Source organism: Bacillus sp. V3-13 (assembly GCF_002860165.1).
Lineage (GTDB): Bacteria > Bacillota > Bacilli > Bacillales > Cytobacillaceae > Bacillus_BJ.
Genome location: NZ_PGUZ01000075.1, coordinates 1 through 1,851, shown reverse-complemented (window position 1 = coordinate 1,851; position 1,851 = coordinate 1). Strand labels below are relative to the sequence as shown.

Sequence of the window (1,851 nt, the reverse complement as noted above, 5' to 3'; positions counted from 1 at the left end):
CAGCAGACCGTAACATCAAGTGAATCTTGCCGCCTCGTCAAAAGAAACCCTCTCTTGAGGGACAAAGGGAAGTCGAGCCTGGGTAAATTGGGCGAAGACCACGGAAGGTGTGAAGAACTTGAATAGCAACACCGAAGAATCCCTCGGGGTAAGGAGATCGGTATGTTGGGAAAGCAATTAACGTAACTGGGGATCCCCTCCTCGGCACTTCTAACAGAAGTAACATGGAAACCTATAAGCGTAAACGTGAAATGGTGGACAGCCGAGAGGGAGTCGGAGGGGGTCATAGTACCGATGATGACAACGACAACAGAACGTTGTCTAGGGAAGGAGCCCTGCTTCGTTCACAAGTTTAAAGGAGGTAAGAGTGAGTGAATGCTGGAAAACTGGCTAACTACACCGATGTAAAAGCTCGAGAACTCTGGAAAACTTTATATCTTTGCGCCAAGGAAAACCCTACTAGGCGATTTCATGCGTTGTATGATAAGGTCTATCGACCTGATATCCTTGCGGAAGCATGGAAAAGAGTCAAGAGTAAGAAAGGAAGCGGCGGAATTGATGGGCAAACCATAGAAAAGATTGTCCATGAATACGGGGAAAGAGAGTTCTTAAATGAACTATATCTGGAACTAAAAGAGAAACGTTTCCGACCCCAGCCTGTTCGAAGAACATATATCCCTAAAGCGAATGGGAAACAAAGACCATTAGGAATCCCCACGATCAAGGACAGAGTGGCACAAATGGCAATGAAAATGGTCATTGAACCGATCTTTGAGGCAGATTTTCAAGACTGTTCGTACGGATTCAGACCAAAACGAAATGCACATCAGGCGATTGCGAAAATCAGAAAGGCAAGCAGGAAGTCCTTCTGGGTAGTAGATGTGGACATTCAAGGTTACTTCGACAATATCAATCAAGAAAAGCTGATGAAACTCATCGAGATGAGAATTAGCGACAGGAGAGTATTAAAGCTCATCCGCAAATGGTTGAAGGCAGGTGTCATGGAAGATGGCCATTTCCGTGACTCCGTCACAGGAGTGCCGCAAGGAGGCGTCATTTCTCCGCTGTTATCAAACATCTACCTGAATGTACTGGATGCACTCTGGTTAAAGAAGTTCTCCCATCTGGGAGAACTCATACGCTATGCCGATGATTTCGTGATTATGTGCCATTCAAAGAAACAGGCACTGGAAAGCATTCAAGTGCTAAAAGGGATTATGACGAAACTTGATCTATCTCTGAGTATTGAAAAGTCCAGGCTTGTGAATATATGGGATGATTCTGATGGTTTTGATTTCCTGGGGCTACATCACAGAAAGTTTCCAGTCCTGAACAAGGGTGGTTCGAAAATCTATGTCATGTCGCACATTCCAACCAAGAAGGCAATGAAAAAGATGAGAAGCAACATCAAAGAGTACACGGAGAAAAGGAACAAGTTATATCTGGATATGGATGAACTTGTGAAAGGCCTTAACCGTAGACTACAAGGATTCAAGAATTATTATCTCATCTCGCCAATTGCCAAGAAATGGCTGAACAGAATCGATTGGTACGTAATCGAAAGATTAACGCTGTTTTGGAATAAGAAACGGAATAAGCGCAATAAACATAGTGGAATAGGACAGGTCATTAAAATGACCCAATACACGCTCGTGAAATTAGCAAAATAGGCAAGTACCGTAATGCCAAAGAAAGAAGAACGTCGGAAAGCCGTATGAGGGAGAACCTCACGTACGGTTTGATGAGGGGGAGCAGGAAAAGGAATTGTCTCCCTGTCTGGCTTAGTAAGGTGGAACACCCTGAAACCCGAGGACAAGAAGACAATATCTAATTCCTGTTTTCTACTCTACT

The 1,851-nt window shown here is 44.0% G+C and carries 1 protein-coding gene; it reads left to right on the top strand.

Going from position 1 to position 1,851, the window contains the following annotated elements; all coding sequences use genetic code 11:
- Positions 1-371: 371 nt before the first annotated feature.
- On the top strand, positions 372-1,670 hold the full coding sequence (gene ltrA, locus CU633_RS20520; protein WP_101662420.1) for a group II intron reverse transcriptase/maturase: 1,299 nt from the start codon (positions 372-374) through the stop codon (positions 1,668-1,670).
- Positions 1,671-1,851 lie beyond the last annotated feature (181 nt).